Annotated in this window: 19 protein-coding genes; 8 read left to right on the top strand and 11 right to left on the bottom strand. The window is 61.8% G+C overall.

Going from position 1 to position 23,026, the window contains the following annotated elements; genetic code table 11:
- Window positions 1-77: 77 nt before the first annotated feature.
- The 5 genes from ABX75_RS27060 to ABX75_RS27040 all read right to left on the bottom strand — a co-directional run bounded on the left by ABX75_RS27060 (window position 78) and on the right by ABX75_RS27040 (window position 9,533).
- Window positions 78-1,691 (bottom strand): J domain-containing protein, encoded by a 1,614-nt coding sequence (locus ABX75_RS27060; protein WP_047883031.1) that lies wholly within the window; start codon window positions 1,689-1,691, stop codon window positions 78-80.
- Between the two features lie 11 nt (window positions 1,692-1,702).
- Window positions 1,703-3,400, bottom strand: coding sequence for a molecular chaperone HscC (locus ABX75_RS27055; protein ID WP_047883030.1), 1,698 nt, complete (start codon window positions 3,398-3,400; stop codon window positions 1,703-1,705).
- Between the two features lie 368 nt (window positions 3,401-3,768).
- Window positions 3,769-5,226, bottom strand: coding sequence for an AdeC/AdeK/OprM family multidrug efflux complex outer membrane factor (gene adeC, locus ABX75_RS27050; protein WP_034112333.1), 1,458 nt, complete (start codon window positions 5,224-5,226; stop codon window positions 3,769-3,771).
- Window positions 5,223-8,384: an efflux RND transporter permease subunit gene (locus tag ABX75_RS27045; RefSeq protein WP_034112334.1), complete on the bottom strand. Its 3,162-nt coding sequence runs from the start codon at window positions 8,382-8,384 to the stop codon at window positions 5,223-5,225. The genes adeC and ABX75_RS27045 overlap by 4 nt, the downstream gene beginning before the upstream one ends.
- Window positions 8,385-8,387: 3 nt before the next feature.
- The gene (locus ABX75_RS27040; RefSeq protein ID WP_034096328.1) at window positions 8,388-9,533 is read right to left on the bottom strand and encodes an efflux RND transporter periplasmic adaptor subunit; all 1,146 of its coding nucleotides are present in this window, start codon (window positions 9,531-9,533) and stop codon (window positions 8,388-8,390) included.
- 286 nt (window positions 9,534-9,819) lie between these two features.
- On the opposite strand from ABX75_RS27040, the gene ABX75_RS27035 reads away from it, so the two are divergent.
- Window positions 9,820-10,452 carry a TetR family transcriptional regulator gene (locus ABX75_RS27035; RefSeq protein WP_034137306.1) on the top strand — a complete coding sequence of 211 codons (633 nt, stop codon included), beginning with the start codon at window positions 9,820-9,822 and terminating at the stop codon, window positions 10,450-10,452.
- Between the two features lie 284 nt (window positions 10,453-10,736).
- On the opposite strand, the gene ABX75_RS27030 is transcribed toward ABX75_RS27035, so the two are convergent.
- Genes ABX75_RS27030 through ABX75_RS27020 form a run of 3 tightly spaced genes read right to left on the bottom strand, consistent with a single transcriptional unit; the run spans window position 10,737 to window position 13,317 of the window.
- Entirely contained in the window at window positions 10,737-11,792 is a 1,056-nt protein-coding gene (locus ABX75_RS27030) for an alkene reductase (RefSeq protein WP_047883029.1), read from the bottom strand.
- A gap of 27 nt (window positions 11,793-11,819) precedes the next feature.
- Window positions 11,820-12,986 carry an MFS transporter gene (locus ABX75_RS27025; RefSeq protein WP_034096331.1) on the bottom strand — a complete coding sequence of 389 codons (1,167 nt, stop codon included), beginning with the start codon at window positions 12,984-12,986 and terminating at the stop codon, window positions 11,820-11,822.
- Window positions 12,987-12,999: 13 nt separating this feature from the next.
- Window positions 13,000-13,317 carry a helix-turn-helix transcriptional regulator gene (locus ABX75_RS27020; protein ID WP_034096332.1) on the bottom strand — a complete coding sequence of 106 codons (318 nt, stop codon included), beginning with the start codon at window positions 13,315-13,317 and terminating at the stop codon, window positions 13,000-13,002.
- 155 nt (window positions 13,318-13,472) lie between these two features.
- Between ABX75_RS27020 and ABX75_RS27015 the strand changes: the two genes are divergently transcribed.
- The gene (locus ABX75_RS27015) at window positions 13,473-14,057 is read left to right on the top strand and encodes an ACP phosphodiesterase (protein WP_047883028.1); all 585 of its coding nucleotides are present in this window, start codon (window positions 13,473-13,475) and stop codon (window positions 14,055-14,057) included.
- A 34-nt stretch (window positions 14,058-14,091) separates the two neighbouring features.
- On the opposite strand, the gene ABX75_RS27010 is transcribed toward ABX75_RS27015, so the two are convergent.
- Both ABX75_RS27010 and olsB read right to left on the bottom strand, forming a co-directional pair.
- Window positions 14,092-14,883, bottom strand: coding sequence for a lysophospholipid acyltransferase family protein (locus tag ABX75_RS27010; RefSeq protein ID WP_034112336.1), 792 nt, complete (start codon window positions 14,881-14,883; stop codon window positions 14,092-14,094).
- Window positions 14,883-15,638 (bottom strand): L-ornithine N(alpha)-acyltransferase, encoded by a 756-nt coding sequence (gene olsB / locus ABX75_RS27005; RefSeq protein WP_034112338.1) that lies wholly within the window; start codon window positions 15,636-15,638, stop codon window positions 14,883-14,885. The genes ABX75_RS27010 and olsB overlap by 1 nt, the downstream gene beginning before the upstream one ends.
- Window positions 15,639-15,822: 184 nt before the next feature.
- Here olsB and ABX75_RS27000 point away from each other — a divergent pair, with 184 nt between their 5' ends.
- The 4 genes from ABX75_RS27000 (at window position 15,823) to ABX75_RS26985 (ending at window position 19,127) form a co-directional block, all read left to right on the top strand.
- A complete protein-coding gene (locus ABX75_RS27000) occupies window positions 15,823-16,896 on the top strand; it encodes a serine hydrolase (protein WP_047883027.1) in 1,074 nt (357 codons plus the stop codon).
- Window positions 16,893-17,207: a hypothetical protein gene (locus ABX75_RS26995; RefSeq protein ID WP_034096337.1), complete on the top strand. Its 315-nt coding sequence runs from the start codon at window positions 16,893-16,895 to the stop codon at window positions 17,205-17,207. The genes ABX75_RS27000 and ABX75_RS26995 overlap by 4 nt, the downstream gene beginning before the upstream one ends.
- A gap of 170 nt (window positions 17,208-17,377) precedes the next feature.
- Entirely contained in the window at window positions 17,378-17,968 is a 591-nt protein-coding gene (locus tag ABX75_RS26990) for a YceI family protein (protein ID WP_034096338.1), read from the top strand.
- Window position 17,969: 1 nt separating this feature from the next.
- A complete protein-coding gene (locus tag ABX75_RS26985) occupies window positions 17,970-19,127 on the top strand; it encodes a phosphatidylserine/phosphatidylglycerophosphate/cardiolipin synthase family protein (RefSeq protein ID WP_034112344.1) in 1,158 nt (385 codons plus the stop codon).
- Window positions 19,128-19,192: 65 nt separating this feature from the next.
- Here the strand turns inward: ABX75_RS26985 and bglX are convergent, their stop codons facing one another.
- Complete coding sequence (bglX, locus tag ABX75_RS26980; RefSeq protein ID WP_047883026.1) at window positions 19,193-21,484, bottom strand: beta-glucosidase BglX; 2,292 nt, start codon at window positions 21,482-21,484, stop codon at window positions 19,193-19,195.
- Between the two features lie 238 nt (window positions 21,485-21,722).
- Here bglX and ABX75_RS26975 point away from each other — a divergent pair, with 238 nt between their 5' ends.
- Window positions 21,723-22,334, top strand: coding sequence for a LemA family protein (locus ABX75_RS26975; RefSeq protein ID WP_034096341.1), 612 nt, complete (start codon window positions 21,723-21,725; stop codon window positions 22,332-22,334).
- An 18-nt stretch (window positions 22,335-22,352) separates the two neighbouring features.
- On the top strand, window positions 22,353-23,026 hold a 674-nt coding region (locus ABX75_RS26970; RefSeq protein WP_047883025.1), incomplete at its 3' end, for a YgcG family protein.

Below are 23,026 nucleotides of genomic sequence, written 5' to 3'. Positions count from 1 at the left end.
AAGAGTGTTCAATCGGGGGAGGGCGGGTTGTGGGCGATGATCGAACGCAACTTGCCGGGCGCGCAGGCCCGGCAGGCTCAGCGTTTGGGCAGATCGATGTGGGTCCAGGGGAACGCCGGCAGGTAATGCTGGGCCGCGACGATCACGGCCACCATCGCCACCAGGAACACCGCTTGCCATGGGCTCCAGAACGCCCAATGCAGGCCGTTGAGCCACGGGTAGCCTTCGCTGAAGCGTTGGCTCATATGACCGATGCGTTTTTTGTGCAGCAGGTTGATCAGCACCATGCCGGCATAGGTGAACGCTCCGAGGATGCCGAGCATCAAGGCGCAGGCCACCAGCATGATCGCTTGCGGCACGCCGTGGCGGATCACCAGCCAATAGTCGTTGGGGTTGAGTCGCTTGGGGATCAAGCGCTGGCTCAGCCACAAGTCCAGCACTCTGTAGGTCGAACTCATCCCGGCCCAAAACTGCGTAACGCGAAAACCGATACCGGCCGGCACCAGTGCCATGAACATAAAGATCGACACCGACATCAAGTCCAGCTTGTCGGGCCTGGAGTGGGCGATGCTCAGGCCGATACCCAGGGCGAACACGGCCCACAACCGGATAAACACTTGGGTGTAGATCGGCCGTGGCACGAATTTGCGCCAGAAGAATAGGTCAGGCTGAGGCAGCCGCTCGATCAGTTGCGGATAACGCCAGGTCAGGGTCTCGGCCAGGTGCTGGCAGGCGTTCCATTCGTTTTCGCCGAAGGTGTCGATGATGCGTTTTTGTTGAGTGGTGGACATCGGCGTCAGCAATAAACGCGCGGCCAGAGCGTCGGCGGAGTTGCGTCGGGTGTCCTGGGCCTTTTCTTGCAGATGAGTGAAGAAACTCTCCTGCTCACAACGCGACACCAACTGGCGCCACATCCACGCCGGTTCCGGGTACACCCCTTTCTGATCGTCCCAACCAAATGTCTGGCACACTCGTTCGAACAGCGGCACGCTCCATTGGGTGTCATGCAGCAATTGCAGAACGATGCGTTGCCACTGCTGCTGCAAGTCGAATACCTGTAACCAGGCCTGGCTGTTGTACTGCGTCAATTGGCTGATGAACTCGCGCTCGGCCTGTTGCTCCAGCAGTTCTTGCAAGGTGCGGCGATAGTCCTGCAGCAGTTCGCCGGTCAGCGCCTCGTATTGCCAAGGGGTCATCGCTACCTGCTGCCACGGCGTCAGCCATTCCAGGTGCTGCGCGGCCCATTGGGCGATGGCGCTGCGTTCGCCGGGGGCATTGAAACAATGGCGCAACAGGCCGGCCTGGAACGCGTCGGCGCAACCCTGTTGCCGAGCCTGCGCCCAGCGTTCATCGAGGTTATGGGCATTGAGGCCGCAGATCAGCGCCTCGGCAGGGTCTGGCGCGGGGGCGTCGAACGGCGCCGGGCTGAGGGGGCGCACGTCCATCAGTTCGGCCAGATCGCGGAGGTTGTCGGGGGGCGCTTCGGCCAGCGGTGCCTCGACGGCCACTGCCTCGGCGTTGTCCATGCGCCAGCGCGCTTCGCTCAGCGCTTCTTCATAGGCCTCGCGCAGGCGCTGGAAGCCGGCGGCGTCTTCATCCGGGCGGCAGCTTTTGAGCAGCCGCGCATAGCTGCGTTTGATGGTGCGCTCGTCGGCATCTTCCGGCAGCTGCAGTACGGTCCAACAATCCATGTGATCTTTCCTCAGCGCCAAAAGCCGTTATCGAGCTGCTCCAGTTGCCGGGTCAGTTCGCTGCGGGCTTCGCGGATGCGGCGTTCGTCCTGGGTGTCGAGCACCTGCTGGAACTGAGCGGCCCAATGCCCGAGTTGTTCGCGCAGCTCACCCAGGCTTTCCTGATAGAGCCGTTCAAGGCGCGCGGTCAGAACGGTGTTGACCTGCTGGTCACGCGGATGAATCTTCAGTAGCGCCAGGGCTTGCAGGCGTTGCTGGATTTCCTGCGGGCTGAGCACACCTGGGTTGTTTTCGATCACCAGGGAATGTTGCTCGCCGGTGAGCGGGATATTTACCTGGGCTTCCAGCAAGCCGTTATTGTCGTAGGTAAAGCGTACGTCCAGGGAGACCTCACCGGCCTTGCGCTTGGGCACGGCGATTTCCAGTTGGCCCAGTTCGATGTTGTCTTTCACCAAGCGGCTTTCGCCTTGATAGATCTTCAGCAGCACGCGGCTCTGGTCATCGTGCAGGGTGACCACACTTTTGACCCGGCTCACCGGCACGCTGCTGTTGCGTTCGATCAGGGGCAGGTAGTGGCCGCTTTCGATATGGCCGCCGTATTGGTTCGAGGTTTCGATGCCCAGGGTGTAGGGGCACACGTCGGTCAGCACCACTTCTTCCAGCGCGGCGGAACGCGCTTTGAGGGCGGCCTGGATTGCGGCGCCGTGGGCCACCACTTGGTCGGGGTCGAGGCTGATGGAGGGAAAACGCCCGAACAACCCGGCGGCGAGTTTGCGCACCAGCGGCATGCGCGTGGTGCCGCCCACCAGCAGAATTTCATCCAGGTCACTGACACGAATGCGCGCATCGCGCAGGGCCCGCTCGATTGGCGCGCGCAGGCGCTCCAACAGCGGCGTGTAGAGCTTGGCCAGCTCCGCTTGAGTGATGGTTTTGACCCACTGCTGGCCATCGACGCGCAGGGTGAAATCGGCGCTGTCATCTTGGCCCAATGCCTTGCGTACGCGCTCGGCCTCGCGGCGCAGGGTGTGCAGCACGCTGCTGGTGGGCGGAAAGCCTTGGGCGTTGCGCTGGCTGTCGACGAAATGCTCCAGCAGCAGCGTGTCGAAATCTTCGCCGCCCAAGAAATTGTCGCCGGCGCTGGCGCGCACTTCCATGACCCCCTCGAACAGCTCGATGATCGACACGTCAAACGTGCCGCCACCGAGATCGAACACCAGGAACGAGGTTTCTTTGTCGCGTTGATGCAGGCCGTAGGCGAGGGCGGCGGCGGTGGGTTCGTTGATCAGCTTTTCAACGTTGAGCCCGGCCAGCTCACCGGCAATGCGCGTGGCTTTGCGTTGGCCGTCACTGAAGTACGCGGGCACGCTGATCACGGCTTCGGTGACGGTGAGGCCGTAGGTGCGCTCGATGTCTTCTTTCAGGCTTTTGAGCACCAGTGCCGAGAGTTCTTCCGGGCGGAACGAACGGTCGCCCAGGCGCACTTCGGTGGCGCTGCCCATGTAGCGCTTGAACAGCGACGTAGTCAGGTGCGGGTGAGTGTGCAGGCGCTCCTTGGCGGCCTGACCGACCAGCACGCGCCCCTGATCATCCAGCCCGACTACGCTCGGGGTGAGCAATTGGCCAAGGGCATTGCTCACCAATTCGGCGGCATCACCGCGCCAGACCGCTGCGAGACTGTTGGTCGTCCCCAGGTCGATTCCTACGATCATTACGACAAGCTCCCTCTGTGGTCTGTAAGAATCTGTAACCAATTTTCCCGAAAGGCTGAACGCAAAGCAAGACGGTGGCCGCTGACCCGAGCGGGCTGGCGGTGTTTGTCGTCGCGAACGGGATGCTCAACCTTTCAACCTTACGTTTCACCACTGGGGTGTCTACTGTCAGGGTTGACAGTCGAACACGGACTTTTCAGGGCGTAGTTGGGGGTGGTCACAGTAGATGTTGAAGCACGCGAGGGAGGAAAACTCATGAGCTTCGGAAAAGATATAGGAGAGATCTTAACGTCCGGGCAGATACAGAGATAAACGCGCATAAAAAAACGCCTCCTGTCAGGGAGGCGTTTTTCTTGACGACGGCGTTATCAGAACGCCTTGAACGCCGGCGCTTCTTCTTTCAGCGGTTCATTCTTTGCAGTCTGCTCGTTCCAGCCACCGCCGAGGGCCTTGTACAGGTTGACCTCGCTGGTCAACTGCGCGAGGCGGTCGGTGATCAGCGATTGTTGCGCGCTGAACAGTTGGCGCTGTGCATCGAGGAACGTCAGGTTGCTGTCCACACCGATGCGGTAGCGACGCTCCGCCAGGCGGTAGTAATCCTGGTTGGCCTCGACGAAACCGCGTTGGGCTTCCAATTGCTGCTTGTAGGTCGCCCGCGCGGCGAGGCCGTCGGAGACTTCCTGGAAGCCGGTCTGAATCGCCTTCTCGTAGTTCGCCACGTTGATCTCTTTCTGGATCTTCGAGTAGTCCAGGCTGGCGCGCAGGCTGCCGGCGTTGAAGATCGGGATGTTGATCTGCGGCGCGAACGACCAGGTGCCCGAGCCGCCTTTGAACAAGCCGCCCAGGTTCGGGCTGGCGGTGCCGGCGCTGGCGGTCAGGCTGATGCTTGGGAAGAACGCCGCACGGGCTGCGCCGATATTGGCGTTGGCGGCCTTGAGGTTGTACTCGGCCTGCACAATGTCGGGGCGACGTTGCAGCAGGTCCGACGGCAAGCCGGCCGGCACTTCGCTGAGCAGGTCATCCGACAGCGGCTGGCTGGCCAGATTGGCCGGCAGGCCGGTGCCCAGCAGCAGGGTCAGGTTGTTTTCGTCCTGGGCCACCTGGCGAGTGTAGCGGGCCAGGGACACCCGGGCGTTTTCCACCGAGGTGCGCGCCTGGCTGAGGTCCAGGGCCGAGGCCACGCCGACTTCGTTGCTACGCGAAGTCAGCTTGTAGCTCTGCTCGAACGCGGCGAGGGTGTCCTGGGTCAGCTTGAGCAGTTCCTTATCGGCCTGCCAGGTCAGGTAGGCGTTAGCCACGCTGGCCACCAGACTGATCTGAGTGCTGCGCCGCGCTTCTTCGGTGGCGAAGTACTTTTGCAGGGCTTCTTCACTCAGGCTGCGCACGCGACCGAACAGGTCCAGCTCGTAGGAGCTGATCCCGAGACCGACCGAGTACTGGCTGGCGATCCTCGATTCGCCGGTCTGCGACAGGCGAGCCGGGGTGCGCGAGCGCTCACCGCTGCCCGTGGCCGAAACGGCCGGGAACAGGTCGGCGCGCTGGATGTTGTACTGCGCAGCGTAGGCATCGATGTTCAGGGCCGCGACACGCAGGTCGCGGTTGTTCACCAGTGCGGTCTGGATCAGCTGTTGCAGGGCAGGGTCATGGAAAAACTGCTTCCAGCCTTGCTCGGCGGCAGCCTGACCCGGCGCCTGGGCCGACGAATACGCCGGCCCCTGCGGGTACTGCGCTGCTACCGGCGCGTCGGGGCGCTGGTAGTCAGGGATCAGCGAGCAGCCACTGAGCACGAAGGCTGTGACGGCTAGGGAAAGTAGCGACTTGCTCATTGGCCAGCCTCGTTAGAAGTTTGCTTGGTTTCGGGTTCTTTGCGGTTGCCGATGGCCGACACGGTAGCGAAGAACAGCGGCACCCAGAAGATCGCCAGGACAGTGGCGGTGATCATGCCGCCAATGACGCCGGTACCGATGGCGTGCTGGCTGCCTGAACCGGCGCCTGAGGAGATCGCCAGGGGCAGTACGCCGAGGATGAACGCCATGGAGGTCATGATGATCGGCCGCAGACGCATGCGAGACGCTTCGATAGCCGACTCGACGATGCCTTTACCCTGTTCGTGAAGCTCTTTGGCAAACTCCACGATAAGGATGGCGTTTTTCGCCGCCAGACCCACCGTGACCAACAGGCCCACCTGGAAGAACACGTCGTTGGACAGCCCGCGCATGCTGGTGGCGATCAACGCACCCACCACGCCCAGGGGCACTACCAACACCACCGCAATCGGGATCGACCAGCTCTCGTACAGTGCCGCAAGGCACAGGAACACCACCAGCAGCGACAGCGCATACAACGCCGGAGCCTGGGACCCGGACAAGCGCTCTTCATACGACAGACCCGTCCAGGCATAGCCCACGCCCGCCGGCAGTTGCTTGGCGATGCGCTCCACTTCGGCCATCGCTTCACCGGTGCTGTAACCCGGTGCCGGAGTGCCGAGGATTTCCATCGCGGCCACGCCGTTGTAACGCGAGAGCTTCGGCGAACCGTAGATCCACTTGCCGGTGGCGATGGCCGACAACGGCACCATCTTCCCGGAGTCGCTGCGCACGTACCACTTGTTCAGGTCTTCTGGAGACATGCGGCTGGCGGCTTCACCTTGCACGTACACTTTCTTCACGCGACCACGGTCGATGAAGTCGTTGACGTAGCTGCCACCCAGGGCAATCGCCAGGGTCTGGTTGATGTTGGCCAGGGAGATGCCCTGGGCGCTGGCCTTCTCGTCGTCAACGGTGAGTTCGTATTGCGGCTCATCGTTCACGCCGTTGGGGCGCACACCGGCCAGGATCTTGCTCTGTGCCGCCATACCCAGGAACTGGTTGCGCGCGGCCATCAACTTCTCATGACCGACACCGCCCTGGTCTTGCAGGAACACGTCGAAACCTGTGGCGTTACCCAATTCCAGTACCGACGGCGGCACGATGGCGAACACCATGGCGTCCTGGAACGTCTGCATGAAGTAGCCCTGGGCGCGCTTGGCGATCTCGAACACCGAGGTGGACGCATCACGCTCGTCCCACGGCTTGAGCATCACGAACGCCAGGCCGGAGCTTTGGCCGCGACCGGCGAAGTTGAAGCCGTTCACGGTAAACACCGATTTAACGCCTTTGCCTTCGCCCGGCTCACCTTCTTTATCGTTGAGCAGGAAGATCCGCATGTCGTCGATGACTTTCTGCGTACGTTCAGCGGTGGAACCGACCGGTGTCTGCACCTGGGCAAAGATCACGCCCTGGTCTTCGTCGGGCAGGAACGCCGCCGGGATGCGCATGAACAGCCAGATCATGCCGGCGAAGATCAGCAGGTACACCAGGAACGCTGGGATCTTGTGCTTGATCATGTTGCCCACGCCACGCTCGTAGCTCACTACGCTACGGTCGAAGGTGCGGTTGAACCAGCCGAAGAAACCACGCTTGGGTTGGCCGTGCTTCTCGGGATCGATCGGCTTGAGCATGGTGGCGCACAGCGCCGGGGTGAAGATCAGGGCAACCAGTACCGACAGCGCCATGGCCGAAACGATGGTGATGGAGAACTGTTTGTAGATCACCCCGGTGGAACCGCCGAAGAACGCCATCGGCAACAGTACCGCCGACAGTACCAGGGCAATACCTACCAGGGCGCCCTGGATCTGGGTCATGGATTTGACCGTCGCTTCTTTAGGCGACAGGTGTTCCTCGGCCATCACCCGCTCGACGTTTTCTACCACCACGATGGCGTCGTCCACCAGCAGGCCGATGGCCAGGATCATGCCGAACATGGTCAGGGTGTTGATGGTGAAACCGAACGCCGCCAGGATGCCGAACGTACCCAGCAATACCACCGGTACGGTCATGGTGGTGATGATGGTGGCGCGGAAGTTTTGCAGGAACAGGAACATCACCAGGAACACCAGCACGATCGCTTCGACCAGGGTGTGCACTACACCGGAGATCGATTCGGTCACCACTGGGGTGGTGTCATACGGCACCACTGCCTTCATACCAGGCGGGAAGAACGGTTCCAGGGACGCCACGGTGGCGCGGATAGCCTTGGCGGTATCCAGGGCGTTGGCGCCGGATGCCAGTTTGATCGCCATACCGGAGGCCGGCTTGCCGTTGAACTGCGCGCTGATGCTGTAGGTCTGGCCACCCAGCTCGATGCGCGCGACGTCCTTGAGGCGAACTTGGGAGCCGTCGGTGTTGACCTTCATCAGGATGTTGCCGAACTGCTCGGCGGTTTGCAGGCGTGTCTTACCGATGATGGTGGCGTTCAGCTGGGTGCCGGGCAGGGCAGGCAAGCCGCCCAATTGGCCGGTGGCCACCTGTACGTTCTGTGCGGCGATGGCGGTGCTGACGTCGACCGGGGTCAACTGGTAGTTGTTCAGCTTGGCCGGGTCGAGCCAGATACGCATGGCGTACTGGGAACCGAACACCTGGAAGTCACCCACGCCGGCTGTCCGCGAGATCGGGTCCTGGATGTTGGACACGATGTAGTTGGACAGGTCGTCCTTGGTCATGCTGCCGTCTTCGGACACCAGACCGATCACCATCAGGAAGTTCTTCACCGACTTGGTCACGCGGATACCCTGTTGCTGCACTTCTTGCGGCAGCAGCGGGGTGGCCAGGTTCAGCTTGTTCTGCACCTGCACCTGGGCGATGTCGGGGTTCGTACCCTGGTTGAACGTTACGGTGATGGTCATGCTGCCGTCGGAGTTACTGTCCGAGGACACATACCGCAGGTTGTCGATACCGTTGAGCTGTTGCTCGATCACCTGCACCACGGTGTCCTGCACGGTTTGTGCGGACGCGCCTGGGTAGGTCACCTGGATATCGATGGCGGTCGGCGCGATGGCCGGGTATTGGTTGATGGGCAACTTCAGGATCGAGAGTGCCCCGACCAGCATAATCACCAGGGCAATCACCCAGGCGAAAATGGGACGGTCGATAAAAAATTTCGACATGGGTTACTCCCCTTTGCCAGCAGCGGCAGCAGGAGCAGCGGTACCGGCGGGCTTGGCGTTGTCCGCGTCCTTGACCTTGACCTCGGCGCCCGGCTTGACGTACTGCAAGCCTTCGGTGATCACACGGTCACCGGCATTCAAGCCTTTTTCCACCAGCCAGTAGGCGCCGGCGGTACGGTTGGCCACCAGCTCGCGTTGCTCGACCTTGTTGTCCGCGTTGACGATCAACGCCGTAGGAGTGCCTTTGAGATCGCGAGTCACGCCTTGCTGCGGGGCCAGGATCGCCTTGCTGTTCACACCGGCTTGCAGTTGGGCGTGCACGAACATGCCCGGCAACAGGGTGTGATCGGGGTTGGGGAACACGGCGCGCAGGGTCACGGAACCGGTGGTCTGATCGACCGACACTTCGGAAAATTCCAGTTTGCCGTCGTGCTTATAGTCGCTACCGTCTTCCAGGGTCAGCTTGACCTTGGCGGCATTGGCCCCGGCTTTCTCCAGTTGGCCGCTTTCCAGGTCGCGGCGCAGTTTCAGCATTTCGGCTGAAGACTGAGTCACGTCGACGTAGATCGGGTCCAGTTGTTGGATCACGGCCATGGCATCGGCCTGGCCATTGCTGACCAGTGCGCCTTCGGTCACCGAAGAACGGCCGATACGCCCGGAGATCGGCGCGAACACTTTGGTGTAGCGCACGTTGATCTGGGCGGTTTGAACGTTTGCTTCGGCGGTCATGCGATTGGCGACGGCAGTGTCGTATTCCTGACGGCTCACGGCCTGCTCATCCACCAACTGCTTGTAGCGGTCGCTGATGGATTTGGTCTGGCTCAGGCTGGCCTGGGCGCTTTTCAGGGTGGCTTCATAGACCGACGGGTCGATCTGATAAAGCTGCTGGCCTTCCTTCACGTCCGCGCCTTCCTTGAACAGGCGCTTGAGAATGATGCCATTGACCTGCGGGCGAACTTCCGCGATGCGGAAGGCCGTGGTGCGGCCTGGCAGTTCGGACGTCAAGGTAAAGGCTTGCGGTTGCAGAGTGACGACGCCGACCAGAGGGGTTTGAGCGGGCGGAGCCGCTTCTTCCTTTTTACATCCGCTGAGCAGCGATGCCAGGGCGACGGCAGTGACCAGAGCGGTAACAGCTGGCTTAAGTTGCATGAAGATCCTCGGGTCAGGCGCGCAGGGTGCGCACAAGAAGTGTGGAAGGGTAAAAAACAAGCCGCGAGTAGATAAGTAGCTTGCTACGCAATATACTTACGTTCATGGTTGTTTGTAAACTCTTGACAGGCTTTGCGGATTGTTGACAAAGCAATGTCCAAAGCCTCGATTTTAGTACGTTCGGTGCCCATGACGGCGTCGTCCCACAATTATTCAGATGATCGTTAACATCTATTAACACTGCGTTAACGATAGTCCCACGTGTTCTGATTGAGGTTTTACTGCCATGGTTCGTCGCACCAAAGAGGAAGCTCAGGAAACGCGCAGCCAGATTCTCGATGCCGCCGAGCAAGCCTTTTACGAGCGCGGCGTTGCGCGCACCACGCTGGCAGACATCGCCGCGTTGGCCGGCGTGACGCGCGGCGCTATCTATTGGCATTTCAGCAATAAGTCCGACTTGCTCCAGGCCCTGCTCGATACGCTGCACGAGCCACTGGACGAGTTGGCGCGGGCCAGTGAAAGCGAGGATGAACTCGACCCGCTGGGCTGCATGCGCAAACTGCTGATTCGTTTGTTCCATCAAGTGGCCCTGGATCCGAAAACCCGACGCATCAATGAGATCTTGTTTCATAAGTGCGAATTCACCGACGAAATGTGCGACATGCGTCGTCAGCGTCAAACCCACAGCCTGGAATGCAACCTGCGTATCGGCCTGACGCTGCGTAACGCGGTCCATCGCGGGCAGCTACCGGAAAACCTCGACACCACGCGGGGAGCCGTGTGCCTCCATGCGTACATCAACGGGCTGATCGGCCAATGGTTGCTGGTACCCGACAGCTTTCAATTGCAGCAGGAAGCCGAACGCTGGGTAGAGGCCGGGCTGGACATGCTGCGCTTGAGCCCCAGCCTGCGCAATTGAGACAAAATGCGTAATTGCGTCCAGTTGTGTCAACAGTAAAGCCTAAGGACGGTCAATCGTCCTTCTGACTTATTCGTGGGGTGACTTTATATACGGGCTGGCCGGCGCTTGATAGGTAGCCGCCTAAGTATTTTGTAGGGATTTTGTTGCAATGCTGTGAAGGAATGTTACCTAGGCAAAGTGAGAGGGGGCGTGCCCCCGATAGCGAGTGATGGGCAGCTTATAGCCGACCCACCGCTATCGGGGACAAGCCCCCTCCCACATTTGGTTTGTGTTTTAGGCGATTACAGCGGCAGGGTCGGATAGTCGATATAACCGACCGGGCCTTTGCCATAGAAGGTTTCCGGATGGGCTTCGTTCAGCGGCGCATCGGCCTCCAGGCGAGCCGGAAGATCCGGGTTTGCAATGAAAGGCACGCCGAACGCCACCGCATCCGCTTTACCCTCGGCCAGCCACGCATTGGCGCTGTCCTTGGTGAAGCGTTCATTGGCGATGTACGCGCCGCCGAAGGCTTTTTTCAGTTGCGGGCCAAGGCTGTCGGCGCCTTCTTTTTCACGGGAGCAGATAAACGCGATGCCGCGCTTGCCCAGCTCAGTGGCCACGTAGGTAAAGGTTTCCGCCAGATTGGCATCGCCCATGTCGTGCGCGTCGGCGCGGGGTGCCAGGTGTACGCCCACGCGGCCGGCGCCCCAGACTTCAATGGCCGCGTCGGTCACTTCCAGCAGCAGGCGTGCACGGTTTTCCAGGGAGCCGCCGTACTGGTCGGTGCGCTGGTTGGTGCTGCTCTGCAGGAATTGGTCGAGCAGGTAGCCGTTGGCGCCGTGGATTTCCACACCGTCGAAACCGGCGGCCTTGGCGTTCTCGGCGCCGGTACGGTAGGCGTCGACGATGTCGGCGATTTCAGCGGTTTCCAGGGCTCGCGGAGTCGGGTAGTCGGCCAGCGGACGCACCAGGCTGACGTGGCCCTTGGGTTGGATCGCACTCGGGGCCACTGGGGTTTCGCCGTTCAGGTACGACGGGTGGGAGATGCGCCCCACATGCCACAGTTGCAGGAAAATCTTGCCGCCGGCGCCGTGTACGGCCTTGGTCACGTTGGCCCAGCCACGCACCTGGTCGTTGGACCAGATACCGGGGGTGTCCGGATAGCCCACGCCCATCGGTGTGACGGAAGTGGCTTCGCTGAGGATCAGCCCGGCAGACGCTCGCTGCACGTAGTACTCGGCCATTAGCGCGCTGGGCACGCGACCGGCGTCGGCGCGGCAGCGGGTCAGTGGGGCCATGATGATGCGGTTCGACAGCTCCACGTCACCCAGTTTGATCGGATCGAAAATAGTCGTCATCGCACAATACCTTCTCTATTACGTGGATCAGTTGGTCGCAGGGGCCAGGTCGGCATCGCCGCTCTGACGGAAAGTTATCAAGGTCACCAGCAGGGCAAGGATCGCCAGGGCAGCGGCCGCCAGCGGCACACTGGTCAGGCCGAAACCATGGGCGATCACGCTGCCACCGACCCAGGCACCGAGGGCGTTGCCGATGTTGAACGCGCCGATGTTCAAGGTGGACACCAGGTTCGGAGCGGCCTTGCCGAAGGTCACCACGTTGATCTGCAGCGCCGGCACGGCGGCGAACGCGGCGGTTGCCCACAGGAACAGGGTGATTTCGGTGGGGATCACGGCGACGCTGGTCCAGCTCAGCGCGGTGGACACCACCGCCATGCTGATAAATACGCCAATCAGCGTGGCCGCCAGACGTTTATCCGCCAGTTTGCCGCCGATGATGTTGCCCACGGTCAGGCCCAGGCCGATCAGCAGCAGGGTCCAGGTCACGCCTTTGGGCGACACTCCGGTGACATCGCCCAACAGCGGCGCCACATAGGTGAAGAGGGTGAACATGGACGCAGCGAACAGCGCCGTCATGCTCAGCGACAGCCAGATACCAGCACCCTTGAGGGCGGCCAGTTCGGCGCGCATGTCGAGCTTTTCTTCATCGCGCTTGGCCGGCAAGAAGCGGATCAGCCCGATCAGCGCCACCACACCGATCACCGTCACGGCCCAGAAGGTCGAGCGCCAGCCGGCTTGCTGGCCCAGTGCGGTGCCCAGGGGCACGCCGAGGACATTGGCCAGGGTCAAACCGGTGAACATCAGGGCTACGGCCGAGGCCCGCTTGTTGGCCGGCACCAGGTTGGCCGCCACCACCGAACCAATGCCGAAGAACGCGCCGTGGCACAGTGCGGTGACCACGCGGGCAAACATCAGCACGTTGTAGTCGCTGGCCAGTGCGCAGAGCAGGTTGCCGATAATGAAGATCCCCATCAACGCGACCAGAGCTGCCTTGCGTGGCAGTTTGGCCGTGGCCAGTGCCATAAATGGCGCGCCAATGGCCACGCCCAGGGCGTAACCGGTGACCAGCCAACCGGCGCCAGGGATCGATACACCGAGGTCCGCCGCCACATCGGGCAGCAAACCCATGATGACGAACTCGGTGGTGCCGATGGCGAAGGCGCTCAAGGCCAGGATGAGGAGCGAGAGGGGCATTTGCGGATCCTTTTTACAGCGGTTCAGCGCTGAGTTCAGTGATAAGCGCCGTGAGGAAGGCTTGGATCGCTTCCTCATTGCGTTTGAAAAAGTGCCACTGCCCGGCCTTCTGGCTGCTGATCAGACCCGCCCGTTGCAAGGTGGCCAGGTGCGCCGACACGGTCGACTGGGACAAGCCGCAGCGCTGGTCGATCTGCCCGGCACAGATGCCGTATTCGTGGTTGTGCAATTGCTCGGGGAATTGCACTTTTGGGTCTTTGAGCCAGTTGAGGATGTCTCGCCGTACTGGGTGCGCCAGGGCTTTTATTATTTCGTCGAGGTCGATGGACATGGCAGTGTGCTCGGTGTCGTAAAGCGTTATATCGCGATGAGGCGAACTTTAAATCGGTATATCCCGATATACCAATACGATTTAGCTCTGAGATCATCTCAAATCGGTATATCGGGTTATAACGATACGTTGGCGGCAGTGCTAAACTGCGCGCCATGAATTATCTCGCACATCTGCACCTGGGCGGCCAACTTCCTGCGCAACTGCTGGGCAGCCTGTATGGCGACTTCGTCAAAGGCCGTCTGCAGGGCCAGTTCAGCCCATCCATCGAAGCGGCGATCCAGTTGCATCGCTCGATCGACCGTTTTACCGACAGCCATCCGCTGGTGGGGCAGGCGTTGTCGCGCTTCAGCCTGACCCGTCGGCGCTATGCGGGGATTGTTCTGGACGTGTTCTTCGATCACTGCCTGGCGCGGGATTGGACCTTGTATGCCGACCAGCCGCTGGAGCACTTCACCTCGCAGGTATACCGCGTATTGGCTGCCGAACCGCAGTTGCCCGGGCGGTTGGCGCAGATTGCGCCGTTTATGGCGGCCGATGATTGGTTGGGCTCGTACCGCGACTTTGCGGTGATGGAGCAGGTGTTGCGTGGGATTTCGCGGCGGCTGACGCAGCCTGAGGAGTTGGGGCAGGCGATGCAGGAGTTGCGACTTTTATATGAACCGTTGAGTGAAGACTTCCGGCGCTTCTACCCTGAATTGCAGGTGTTCGCACAGTCTCAACTGACAACATCAAACTAAATGTGAAGGGGGCTTGCCCCCTCCCACATTTGTCTCAAGCTGCGAACGCTGGTCGCGCCGCTACTTGTTCTACCTCCGGCACCGGCCCAAACAACACCTTCTGCACCGCCTGCTGCGCCTGGTAAGCCAGCGCCGCGCGTTCCTGCCCGGCGCACGCAATCGGTGTGAGCACATGAATTTCCACATCGCCCTGGTCATTGGCGAACAACCGCATCAGGTGCGAGAGCAAGTCGTCATCGCCGATAAACGGCGCCAGGGGATCGACCTGTCCGTCACGCAGGTAACGGATCGCCACCGGTTGCAGCGACACATCCGCATCGATGGCGCTGGCCAGCAGGCGCCCGTGGAAGGTGCGCAGGCTGCGACCGTCGGTGGTGGTGCCTTCGGGGAACATCAGCAGCGGGTGCTGTTGTTCCAGGTGGCGGGTCATTTGTTTGCGGATCAGTTGGCTGTCGCCCGAACCCCGGCGGATAAATAGGCTACCGGCCTTGGCCGCCAGCCAGCCGGCCACCGGCCAGGTGCGCACTTCGGCCTTGGACAGGAACGACATCGGCGCCACGGCGCCCAACAGCGGAATGTCGGTCCAGGACACGTGGTTGCTCACCCACAGCATCGGCTGCGTCGGCAACTCACCGTGTACCGTCACGCGAAAGGGTAGGGCGTTGGTCAGCCGCGCCATGAAAAACCGCGACCAGCGTTGGCGCCGCACCATCGAGTTGGCGATGCCCAATCGCTCGAACACACCGAACACGCTGGCCATGCTCAAGCCCAGCGCCACCACCAGCAACACCCGGGCGATGCGCACGTACACGCGCAGGCGGCTCATCACATGGCCGCCTTGAAATGGCGCGCATACCGTGGGCACAACTCGTCGCGCTTGAGCAGGATAAATACGTCGGCCACCTGGAAATCCTCATCCCAGCACGGCTCGCCGCAGATCTTCGCCCCCAGGCGCATATAGGCCTTGAGCAGCGGCGGCATTTCGGCGATCACGTTGGACGGCAGATCCAGGGCCGGCAGCGGTTTTTTCGGTTCGGCGCGCAGGTGCTCGTTGCACAGATAGCGTTCGCGCAGACGCTGCATGATCGCGTGTGCCTGGATGCCGCCGTCGTGCATGGGAATGCTCGCGCAGCCCATCAAATAGCTGTAGCCGCCCTGGTTGAGCACTTCGGCCAACTCACCCCACAACACGGCGATGGTGCCGCCGTTGCGATAGGCCGGGTCGACGCAGGTGCGGCCAATCTCCAGGATCGGGCCTTTGAGATGGAGCAAGCCATGCAGGCTGAATTCTTCTTCACTGTAGAACCGCCCCAGCGTGCTGGCGGCCTGGTGGTCGAGCAAGCGTGTGGTGGCTACCAGACGACCGGTGCTCAAGTCCCGCACGCCGATATGGCTGCAGTGCACATCATAATCATCCATGTCCAGGCCATGTTCCGCGCCTTTCAGCTTGGCATTGAACTCGCCGCTGAATACGTTGAACCGCAGGGCCTGGGCTTCCTGCAAAGCCTGGGCGCCGATCAGGCGTTCGGCTTGCAGACGGCGTTCATTGCCGGTGTCGCTGATGCGGGCGATCTGAGTCATGGCGAGTCTCCGAGTGCCGGCCACGTTTCGGCCGGTCGACTTTGTTGTCCAAACTCAGGCTATGGAGGCCCGGTGTCATCTCCATGAAGTTATGGTGACGCTTGGATGACAGGCACTGTGTCGTCAATCTGTCATCCAGCGGGGCTAGGCTCGCGGGTTTGAATGCCCCGTTGAGTCCGTGTCTATGGTCAAAGGTCTGTTGTGCGCCGTGCTGCTGTTAATCACTATTAACGGCCATGCTGAGACCTGGCCTGACCAAGAATGGGCCAAGGGCACGCCGCTCACCGGCCCCGCGCTCGAAGCCCTGGACGCCTATGCCTTTGCACCGCGCGACGACGCCACCCGCCAAGGCATTCGCACCGATGCCTTACTGGTGATCCGCGACGGTAAAGTTATTTACGAACGCTACGCCGCGCCCACCAGCGCCAGCACGCCGCACCTGACTTGGTCGGTGAGCAAGAGCCTGATGGCCTGCGTGCTGGGCGTGGCTTATGGCGACAATCGCTTCAAATTGAGCGACCCGGTGGCGCGTTTCTACCCGCCGATGAAGCAGCACCCGACGGTGACCATGGCCGACCTGCTGCACTGGGCCTCGGGCCTGGACTGGCAGGAAGACTACGAATTCGCCCCGCTAAAATCCTCCGTCGTGGCGATGCTCTACACCCGCGGGCGCGCGGATATGGCCGAGTTCGCCGCGAACAGCGACACCTTCAGCGCACCGGGGCGGGCGTTTCGGTATTCCAGTGGCGACAGCAATCTTTTATCCGCTGCTCTTAAAGGCATGCTTGGCCACAAGGCGTACATGAGCTACCCGTGGGATGCGCTGTTCACACCGCTGGGTATTCGCAATGCCACCTGGGAAACCGACGCCGACGAAACCTTTGTTGCCTCCTCCTATGCCTACCTCACCGCTCGCGATCTTGCGCGGGTCGGCCTACTGATGGCGCGGGATGGGCGTTGGAAGGACCAGCAACTGCTGCCCAGGGACTGGGTGGCCTTCAATCGCCAGGCGTTCGATAACTACAAAGCCGGCCAGGACGAAGCCACGCCCGGCGGCCATTGGTGGCTTAATCAAGGCACGCCAAGGCCCTGGCCCGATGCCCCCGCCGACACCTTCGCCGCCCTCGGCCACTGGGGCCAGGCGCTGTATGTGATGCCCGAGCAGCGCCTGGTGATCGTGCGCTACGGCGACGACCGCGACGGCAGCTACCGCCACAACGAACTGCTCAAACGCGTACTTGCGGCGGTGCAACCATGATCCGTCGTCGTCCGTTCACCAGCCTGTTTCTGCTGCTGTTGCTCGCGCTGTTGGGGTGGGTTTGGCACGAGCGCGTCAACCTGCAAGCCTTCCCCGATATCATCGCGGCGTACACCGCCAAGGAATATTGCTCCTGCCGCTATGTCGCGAATAACCCGGCGGCGTATTGCCTGGGGTACGTAAAACAGTACGTGCCGACCAGCGCGTTCACCGATAACCCGCTGCGTAGCGAAGTAACGGCCAGTGGCTTGGGGCGCACCCATACGGCGCGTTGGTTGGGGGAGCGCCAAGGCTGTCGCCTGAACCCCTGACACAAGATCCCCTGCGGGAGCGGGCTTGCCCGCCAAAGCTGTCTGTCAGTAAAGATGTACCAACAGGCTCACCGCATTTTCGCGAGCAAGCCCACTCCCACATTTGGATTTGCGCCGTTCGTGACATTGCGCTTAAGGTTCGTGCAGGTTTTTCGCCCCGCGAGTCCTTAATGTTCGACGTTTCGTTTATCAAACCCCTGGCTTTTGTCCTGCTGGCCGCTGTTGCCGTGCCCGCCCACGCCGACTGGTACCTGGACAACGAGTCCTCGCGCCTGTCTTTCGTCACCACCAAAAACACCGAGATTGCCGAGGTCCAGCGCTTCCTGGTCTTGCACGGCAAGGTCGACGACAAGGGCGCGGCGCAGGTGCAGGTGGAGCTGGAGTCGGTCAACAGTGGCATTCCGCTGCGCGATGAACGCATGCGCAATCAGTTGTTCGAGATCAAGACCTTCCCCGAAGCGCTGATCAGCGCACAGATCAACCTGCAACCCATCAATGATCTGGCCCCGGGCGCGCAACTGGAGTTGCGCCTGCCCCTGAGTGTGACCTTGCATGGCAAGACCCAGACCTACAGCGCCGAGCTGCTGGCTACGCGCCTGGATGACCGACGCTTCCAGGTGGTGACCCTGGAACCGGTGGTGCTGCACGCCGAGGATTTCGACCTGGCGCCCGGGGTGGCCGCGCTGCGCAAGGCGGCCGGGCTCAAGTCCATCAGTTTGTCGGTGCCGGTGGGTGCGGTGCTGATCTTCACGGCGCGCTGACATGGGCGGCGCGGTGTTCCCGTGGCGCAGCGCCAACCGTTTCGAGTTGTTGATCGACGGCCCGCAGTTTTTTCCGCAGATGCTGGTGGGCATTGCCCGCGCCGAACGGCAAGTGGATCTGGAGTTGTACCTGGTAGAGGCCGGCGCGTGCGCCGAGGCAATGGTGCAAGCGTTGGTGCTCGCCGCCGAGCGCGGTGTGCGCGTGCGATGCCTGTTCGATGATTACGGCAGCCTGGCGTTTACCCTGTCGCTGCGCAAGCGCTTGACCGACGCGGGCGTGGAGCTGCGTTTTTACAATCGCCTGAGCTGGCGTCGCTGGATGCGCAACCTGTACCGCGACCACCGCAAGCTGTTGCTGATCGACCAGCATGTGGCGGTGGTGGGTGGCACGGGCGTGACGGACGAGTTCTGGACACCGGGCCACGACACGGCCGAGTGGCATGAAGTGATGGTGCAGATCAGCGGCCCGCTGGTATTGGATTGGCAGGCATTGTTCGACCGCCAATGGCACGCCAACGCGGCGCGCCGCGCGTGGAAACCGGCGACCCATTTTGGCTTGCCGCGTCTGCCCAAAGTGCCCGCCAGCGGGCCGGGGCTTGGCCGCGTCGCGTACGCCGACGCCCGCCAGCACCGCGATATTCTGCAATCGTTGATCCGCGCGCTGAACAACAGCCACCAGCGCATCTGGCTGGCCACTCCCTATTTCCTGCCGACCTGGGGCGTGCGGCGTGCCTTGCGCCGAGCGGCGGGGCGCGGCGTGGACGTGCGTTTGCTGCTCACCGGGCCGCGCACCGATCACCCGTCCGTGCGCTACGCCGGGCACCGGTATTACCCGCGTTTGCTGCGTTCAGGCGTACAGATCTTTGAATACCAGCCGTGCTTCCTGCACCTGAAGATGGTGCTGGTGGACGACTGGGTAAGTATCGGCTCGTGCAACTTCGACCACTGGAACCTGCGCTTCAACTTGGAAGCCAATCTGGAAGCACTGGACCCCGAGCTGACCCAGGCGGTGGTGGCGAGTTTTGAGCGGGACTTTGCCCAGAGCCAGGCGGTGAGCCTGGAGGCGTGGAAGGCACGGCCATTGTGGCGGCGGGTCAAGCAGCGCGTCTGGGGGTGGATAGATCGGTTGGTGGTGAACTTGCTGGACCGGCGAGGCTAGCAAGAACACTGAGATCAAATGTGGGAGGGGGCAAGCTCCTCCCACATTTTTTGACCGGGTCAGGCTTAGAGCAGTTCGAAGCTCTGTTGCTGTACATCCTGAGAGTCCAGGCCGATCTGCACATTGAACTCGCCCGGTTCAGCGGCGTACTTGAGCTGTGTGTTGTAGAACTTCAAGTCGTCTTCGGTGATGGTAAAGTGCAGCGTGCGCTCTTCACCTGCCTTGAGCATGACTTTCTGGAAGTTCTTCAACTCCTTGATCGGGCGGATCATCGAGCCGGCCACGTCCTGGATATACAGCTGCACCACGGTTTCGCCGTCGAGCTTGCCGGTGTTTTTCACGGTGACGCTGGCGTCGAGCTTGCCGGTCTTGTTCAGGGTGGTGGACGACAGGGCCATGTCCGACAGGCTGAACGTGGTGTAGCTCAGGCCATAACCAAACGGAAACAGCGGCCCGGTGGTGTCATCGAAGTACTGCGAGGTGTAGTTGCCCGGTTTGCCCGGTGTGAAGGGGCGGCCGATGGTCAGGTGGTTGTAGTAGGTCGGAATCTGCCCCACCGAACGCGGGAAAGTGATCGGCAGTTTGCCCGACGGGTTGTAGTCGCCGAACAGCACATCCGCAATTGCATTACCGCCTTCGGTGCCGGCGAACCAGGTTTCCAGAATCGCATCGGCCTGTTGGTTCTCTTCCAGGATCGACAGCGGGCGGCCGTTCATCAGCACCAGGACCAGCGGTTTGCCGGTGGCCTTGAGCGCCTTGATCAGGTCGCGCTGGCTTTGCGGGATGTTCAGGTCGGTGCGGCTCGACGACTCGTGGGACATGCCACGGGACTCGCCCACTGCGGCGACGATCACGTCGGCCTGCTTGGCCGCTTGGACCGCCTCGTCGATCATGGCCTGGGGCGAGCGCTTGTCATCCACCACTTCCGGCGCATCGAAGTTAAGGAAATTGAGGTAATCGACTACGGCTTTGTCGTTGGTGATGTTGGCGCCGCGGGCGTAGATCACTTTGCCTTTTTCACCGATCACGGCGTTGAGGCCGTCCTGCAGAGTCACCGATTGCGCCGGGCGGCCGGCGGCGGCCCAACTGCCCATCATGTCGATAGGCGCCTTGGCCAGTGGGCCGACCAGGGCGATGGTGGCGGATTTCTTCAGGGGCAGGGTGTCGTTGTGGTTCTTCAACAGCACCAGGCTGCGCCGGGCGATGTCGCGCGCTTCGGCGCGGTGCAGGCGGCTGTCGGCATAGGTGTCGACCGGGTCGTCCTCGGCCTTGCCGATGCGCAGGTACGGGTCCTTGAACAGGCCCATGTCGTACTTGGCGCCGAGCACTTCGCGCACGGCGTTGTCGATGTCGCTCTGTTCGATCTCGCCGGACTTGAGCAGCCCCGGCAGTTCCTTGCCGTACAGCGAGTCGTTCATGCTCATGTCGATGCCGGCCTTGATCGCCAGCTTCGCGGCTTCACGCCCGTCCTTGGCCACGCCGTGCTTGATCAGCTCGAAGATCGCGCCGTGGTCGCTGACGGTCAGGCCCTTGAAGCCCCAGGCCTTGCGTAGCAGGTCGTTCATCAGCCAGGTGTTGGCGGTGGCGGGCACGCCGTTGATCGAGTTGAGCGCCACCATCACACCGCCGGAACCGGCCTTGATCGCGGCGTGGTAGGGCGGCAGGTAATCCTGGTACATCTTGACCGGGCTCATGTCGACCACGTTGTAGTCGCGACCGCCTTCCACCGCGCCGTACAGGGCGAAGTGCTTGACGCTGGCCATAAGGCTGTCGGCATTGGCCGGGCTGGTGCCCTGGAACGCCTTGACCATCACTTCGGCGATGCGCGAGACCAGGTAAGTGTCTTCGCCGAAGCCTTCGGAGGTGCGGCCCCAGCGCGGGTCGCGGGAGATGTCGACCATCGGCGCGAAGGTGATGTCGAGGCTGTCGGCGGCGGCTTCCTGGGCGGCGATGCGCCCGGAGCGGCCGATGGCATCCATGTCCCAGCTGGAGGCCAGGGCCAGGCTGATTGGGAAAATGGTGCGGTGGCCGTGGATCACGTCGTAGGCGAAGAACATCGGGATCTTCAGGCGGCTGCGCATGGCCGCGTCCTGCATCGGACGGTTTTCCGGGCGGGTGATGGAGTTGAACGTGCCGCCGATGCGGCCGGCGGCGATTTCCTTGCGGATCAGCTCGCGGGGCATTTCGGGACCGATGCTGATCAGGCGCAACTGGCCGATCTTCTCATCCAGGGTCATCTGCTTGAGCAGGTCGCTGACGAAAGCGTCCTTGTCCTTAAGCGCAGCAGGCTTTGTTTCTGCCCATACGGGGTGACTGGCCAGAGTGGCAACAAGGCCGAGCAAACACAGCTTTTTCATGAATATCCTTTTTCGGCTCACTGCACAGCGCTTGCGCTGATCGGCCAAAATGTGGGGAGCGTCTATTGTTGTTCGGGCGTTGTTCAGATAAATGCAGCACACTCTGAACTCTTATTCGCGCTGGGCATCTTTGTAGCTGATTGGCTCGATGCGTACCAGTGGTGGCGGATTATGCCCCAAGCGCGCGGTTTATAGGGCAGGTCATCCAATTCCATCCAGTTTGGGCAGGAGATACACCATGCAAGCAGCACAGGTTAACCGCTGGGGCCTCAAGGCCGCGGCTCTGCTATTGATCAGCACGGTGCTGAGCGGTTGCGGCATCAACAACATTCCCACCCTGGACGAGCAGGCCAAGGCAGCCTGGGGCCAAGTGCAGAACCAGTACCAACGCCGTGCCGACCTGATCCCCAACCTGGTGGAAGTGGTCAAGGGCTATGCCGCCCATGAGCAGGACACCCTGACCGCCGTGATCGAAGCGCGGGCCAAGGCCACGTCGATCCAGGTCGATGCCAGCACCCTGGACAACCCGGAAAAACTCAAGCAGTTCCAGCAGGCCCAGGACGGTTTGAGCGGCGCCCTCAATCGCTTGATGGTGGTCTCCGAACGCTACCCGGATCTGAAAGCCAACCAGAACTTCCTGGCCCTGCAATCTCAACTGGAAGGCACCGAAAACCGCATCGCCGTGGCGCGCCGCGACTTTATCCAGGCCGTGCAGGCGTACAACACCGAGATCCGCACCTTCCCGGGCCGCCTGTGGCACAGCGTGATGTACAGCGATTTGCCGATCCGCGCCACGTTCGAAGCCACCAGTGCCGATGCCGATAAAGCGCCGCAAGTGAAGTTCAAATAAGGCTGCACTGAGGTGTCGATGCGTTTATTAAGGATAGGCCTGGCGCTGTGGCTGTTGGCCTGCGTGGGCGTGGCCCAGGCGGCGTTGACCTTCCCGGCGCTGACCGGGCGGGTGGTGGATAACGCCCAAATGATCGACCCGGCGGTGCGCGCGCAGTTGACCCAGCAGTTGCAGGCGCTGGAGCAGAAGAGCGGCGATCAGATCGTGGTGGTCACCGTACCTGACCTGCAAGGCGTGCCGATCGAGGACTTCGGTTATCAATTGGGGCGCCAGTGGGGCATCGGCCAGAAGGGAAAGGACAACGGCGCGCTGTTGATCGTCGCCCGCGATGAGCGCAAGTTGCGCATCGAAGTCGGTTACGGCCTGGAAGGTGTACTGACCGATGCGCAGTCCTGGGTGATCATCAACCAAGTGATCGCGCCCAAGTTCAAGGCCGGCCAGTACAGCCAGGGCATCAGCGACGGTGTGGCTGCGATGATCCAGGTGGTCGGCGGTGAACCGCTGGCGGTGCCGGCCCATGTGGCGGATGGCAACTTTGCCAAGGATAATCCGCGGCTCTCCATTGGCCTGTTCGTGTTGCTGATCGGCGTGTTGTGGCTGTGCAATCGCTTGGGCCTGCCGGTGGGCGCGATCCTGTTGGCGATCCTCAGCAGCAGCGGACGCGGCGGTGGCGGCGGCGGAGGGGGCGGTGG

Source organism: Pseudomonas sp. ARP3 (genome assembly GCF_001029595.1).
Taxonomy (GTDB): Bacteria; Pseudomonadota; Gammaproteobacteria; order Pseudomonadales; family Pseudomonadaceae; genus Aquipseudomonas; species Aquipseudomonas rhodesiae.
Note: the sequence above shows the minus strand (reverse complement) of the source record. Positions and strands in the feature narration are given on the sequence as shown.